The organism is Halomonas llamarensis, assembly GCF_023555005.1.
Taxonomy (GTDB): Bacteria; Pseudomonadota; Gammaproteobacteria; order Pseudomonadales; family Halomonadaceae; genus Vreelandella; species Vreelandella llamarensis.
This window is the reverse complement of sequence record NZ_JAMJPJ010000060.1, coordinates 1-4,447: the sequence shown is the minus strand read 5'-3', so window position 1 is coordinate 4,447 and position 4,447 is coordinate 1. Positions and strand designations below refer to the sequence as shown.

The 4,447-nt window shown below is 58.8% G+C and carries 3 protein-coding genes; all 3 read left to right on the top strand.

All coding sequences use genetic code 11. The features are described 5' to 3' along the window. Positions 1-160: 160 nt before the first annotated feature. Complete coding sequence (locus M8006_RS17420) at positions 161-484, top strand: hypothetical protein (protein WP_250084442.1); 324 nt, start codon at positions 161-163, stop codon at positions 482-484. A gap of 143 nt (positions 485-627) precedes the next feature. Further along, positions 628-846 (top strand): DUF1799 domain-containing protein, encoded by a 219-nt coding sequence (locus M8006_RS18490; protein WP_430886850.1) that lies wholly within the window; start codon positions 628-630, stop codon positions 844-846. Positions 847-917: 71 nt separating this feature from the next. Continuing rightward, a partial coding sequence (locus M8006_RS17410) for a hypothetical protein (RefSeq protein WP_430886849.1) occupies positions 918-4,447 on the top strand: 3,530 nt, incomplete at its 3' end.

The window sequence follows — 4,447 nt, the reverse complement described above, 5'->3', positions numbered from 1 at the left end:
GCCATGCCCAAGGTGGGCATCGAATCGCCCACGTACTCGGATCAGGACGGTACCCAGATGCTGAGCATCAACTACCGCCCGGAACCCATCGACGGTAACGACGAAGTCACCATCGTCACCAAATAAACGTTTCACACGCCATCAACCAGGAGAAGCACCCGTGTTCACACTCAACACCAACCGCACCTACACCTACCCCGTTGCCCTCACCGTCTACGACGAAGCGGGCAAAGAGCACACCGGCAAGTTCACCGCTACGTTCAAGGTCATGCCACAGAACCAGCTGCGCGACCTGCCCGCCGATACGTTGCTGCTCGACCAGGTACTGGTCGGTGCCAGCGGCATTGAAGTGCCCGGTGAAGGTGGCAAACTGCTGGAAGGTGATGAATTGCTGTACGCCCTGAAAAACGACCCAGCGGCTAGCACCGCGCTGATCACCGCCTATCAGGAGAGCGTGGCAAAAAAGAACCGTCCGCGAATCTGATCGAGGCCGGCCGTTACTGGGCGGATGCCAGCAACGGCAAGCCCAGCCTGGTCAAGGAAGACCTGGCGGCGCTGGGGATCACGCTGGAAGGGGAGCTGGCAGAAGAAGCCGAGGCAGCGGCAACCGAGCCGGATCTGTTCGAGGTGCTGCCGGAGAACTGGGAGGCCATCCAAACCTTCCAGCGCTGCTCTCGCCAGTGGCGGTATAGCGGCATGGGCGGCCCGGTGGGGCTGGATGTGCAAGCCATAATCAGCGTGCTCAGCCTCTACCCGCTTTCCCCAGCAGACCAACTTGAGCGGCTGGATCAAGTACAGCTCATCGAGCGCGGCGCGATCAATTTCATGAACCAACCCCGACACTAGCCCCGGCGCGCTGCCATTTTGGCGCGCCGGGATACCGTCCCTCCCTGGACATAACGTTAGAAGGCTCACGTGTGAACAACGATCTAACGCTAAGCGTTACCCTTACAGGCGATGGCCGCCAGCTCTCCGGCACCTTGCGCAATGCGCAGGGTGAAGTGCGTGAGTTTGGGGGAACCACTGAGCGTGAGGGCGCACGGGCAGAGCGGGCATTAGAGGGCACAGGACAGCAGGCACAGACTGTTTCAGGGCATTTGAGCCAGCTTCGCACAGTGGCGTTAGGCGTTGGTGCTGCTTTAACAGCAATGGGCGTTTCTAGCTTTGCGAAAGATACTTATGATGCTGTTAACAGTTCCCAGCAGCTTCAAGCCTCGCTTAAAACCGTTACAGGTTCTATTGAAAACGCCTCAGCGGCTTGGGATACGCTCTTAGGCTTTGCCGCCGAAACACCTTTCACGTTAGATCAATCAGTCCAAGCATTCATCCGCATGCAGTCTCTAGGTCTCAACCCTAGCCAAGAAGCACTGCGCTCATACGGCAATACCGCTGCAGCCATGGGTAAAGACATGATGCAGATGGTGGAGGCCGTTGCTGATGCCGCCACAGGTGAGTTTGAACGCCTCAAAGAGTTTGGTATTCGTGCCAGTAAGGAAGGCGAGCAAATCTCATTTACCTTCCAGGGCGTAACTACCACTGTGGGCAACAGTGCTGCAGCGATAAGTCAATATCTGCAAGAGATTGGTGAAATCCAGTTTGCCGGTGCTATGGCTGATCAGATGGACACGCTGAGCGGTAAGGCGTCCAACCTGGAAGATACTATCTACCAGTTCTATCTGGCGGTTGGCGACGCCGGTGCCACTGAAATTTTCGAAAGCACGTTGGCCAATGCCAGTAACACTGTTCAGTTCCTGACCGACAACATTGACGCCCTAGCGTCTGGTGCTGAGATCATGGCGGTGTTGGTTGGAGGGCGCGTTTCTGTTGCCCTCACCACGGCCACTACGGCAATCGTGGCCAAAACAGTCGCTACTCAAGCTGATGTAAGCGCAGAGGCAGCCGCAGCAGTCGCCAACACTCGCCGCACAGCAGCAGAAAAACAGACAGCACTAGCCCTTCTCAGCACTGCGCGCCTAGAAGCACAGGCTACTAGCGGCACTGCTGCCCATACCTTTGCGCTCCAACAGCTAAGCGTGGCTCGCACACGCGCAGCGACAGCCGCAGGCGCGCACACAGCCGCGATGAACACCGCCACAGCCGCCACGGCGCGGGCTAGCGTGGCAGCACGAGGATTAAGCGGTGCGTTGGCATTGGTCGGTGGCCCGCTAGGACTACTAGTGGGTGGCGCTGGTCTACTTTATCTGTTCCGCGAAGAGCTTGGCCTAACTGTTCCCACAGTCGACGCCAACACCACCGCAGTCAACAAGCTCACCAATGGGCTTGACGACATGAGCCAAGCTGCTGCTCAGCTAACGTTGACATCGTTAGTGGGGCAGTTGGCAGAAGTACGTGCGCAAGCCGAGGCAACGGCAGAAGAGTTCAGTAAGGTTGGTCAGATCGAAGGCGATGGCGGCGGTGGCATCCTGGGGGTTGATGTTACTGCACAAACCGACGCGGTGCGTGAGCTGGGCGAAACCAGCGACGAAACACGGCAAGAAGCGGCCAACTTAGAAGCGGCTATCGCGCTAGTAGAAGGCCGCATTGGGGAACTTGGCGAACGCAACCGCGAAGTTGAACCCACGATTACGAAAGTTGGCGATGCCAACGAAACTGCGGCCACTGCCACCAACACCCACACCGACGCCCTAGAAGACCTGCAAAACCGCTTGCAACCCATGCGCCGGGAAACGGTGCAATACGCCCAGGCGCAAAACACCCTCAACCTGGCGTTAGCCACCGGCCGCATCAACGCCCAGCAATACATGCAGATGCAGGGGCTTCTGAACGAAACGTTTCAGCAATCCCAGCGTGAATCAGAAGACCTGGCCACCACCGTGGGCGATGAAGCCGACCGCATGGCCACGCTGTATAACCGCCAGCTAGAGCGCATGGATGACGCCAGCGTCGACATGTGGCGCTCGTTCCTGGACGGCTCTGAGGACGCCTTCGGCTCGTTCAAACGCCTGGCGCTAGATACGCTGGCTGAAGTCATTCACCAGTACACCACCCGCCAGATTACCGCATCGCTGGGCTTCAATACCGTCGGCGCGGGCGGTGGCCAGCCAGGCGGCATGGGCATGCCATCTATCGGTGGGATCAAAAACGCCTGGGGCGCAGCACAACAGGGCTTCGGCAACATCGCATGGACCGGAGCCAGCCACCAAGCATATGGCGCAACCAGCGCTGCAACCGGCGGATGGGCCAATAGCGCCACATCTGGCATGGGCCAGAGCGGCTTCATGGGCGGTTCGACCTCTAATTTTTCGGGTATGAATGGCCTGGCATCCGCTGGTGCGGGCATGGCGGGCAGTTATGCCGGCACCCAACTGGGCGAATCGGTATTCGGTAAACAGGCGCAATCGAACTACGGCGCCACCGCTGGTTCTTTGATTGGCACTTACTTTGGCGGCCCGATTGGAGCGGGTATCGGTGGGTTTATCGGGGGTGCGCTGGATTCGGCATTCGGCAGCAACTCGCCTGCATTCAAAGCCGTTGTTGAGACAGTGGATACGGCTATTCTCGACGTGGCTAAGATTCAGGCCGAGGTCGCTGCGGACGGCATCCGTGCCGTCGCAGATAAGTACGCCGTGGACACGAAAGACATTCGGCGGGCAATGAATGACAGTTATTTCGAGGGCGGTAACGACGCTGAATATTACGAACAGTCCGCATTCGGCGCGGTCGGCTTCCGTAACCGCACCTCGCGTGATTTCGGCAAAGCGGGGCTTGATGACGGATGGTGGGACGAAATCACCCAGGGCGCGGCTCAGCTGGATAACGTCGTTGCATCATTCGCTCAAAGCGAAGACGAGTTCAGCGCCATGCTGGAGACGGTCCAGTCAATGGGCCTGTACGCGGAGAATGCCGGCGAGCTGATCCAGTTCGCGCTGCAGGAGCGCCCTCGTGCCGCTATCGATGCGATGACCAGCGAGTTTGGCCAGTATGTTCAGTCGCTGGATGGATCGCTCGACGCCGTCATCGCCCAGGCTCAGGTATCCCAGCAGGCGCATGCGCTGCTATCCAACAGCATGGAGCGGCTAAACCTGCAATTTGACGTTGCCGGCCAGGCCTCTTATGCAGCGGCGGTTAATATCGCTGAGATCGCTGGTGGTGTGCAGAACCTAACCACTATCCAGCAAAGCTACTACCAGGCCACCTACACCGAAACCGAGCGCCTAAGCCGCTCCCAATCCGACCTCCGCAAAACGCTGGCAGGCGTCACCGACCAGGTACCCACAACAGTCGCAGAACTACGGGCAATGGTCGAAGCCCAGAACCTCAACGACACAGCAACGGGCGAACTGGCCGTGCGGCTAATGGAGCTAGCCCCGGCGCTCAAGCAAACCAACGACGCCGTGCGCCAGGCGATTGAAGAGCAGTACCAGGAAAGCCTGGGCCGTGCCCCAGACACAGCGGGAATCGATTACTGGTTTAACCAGGTCGCATC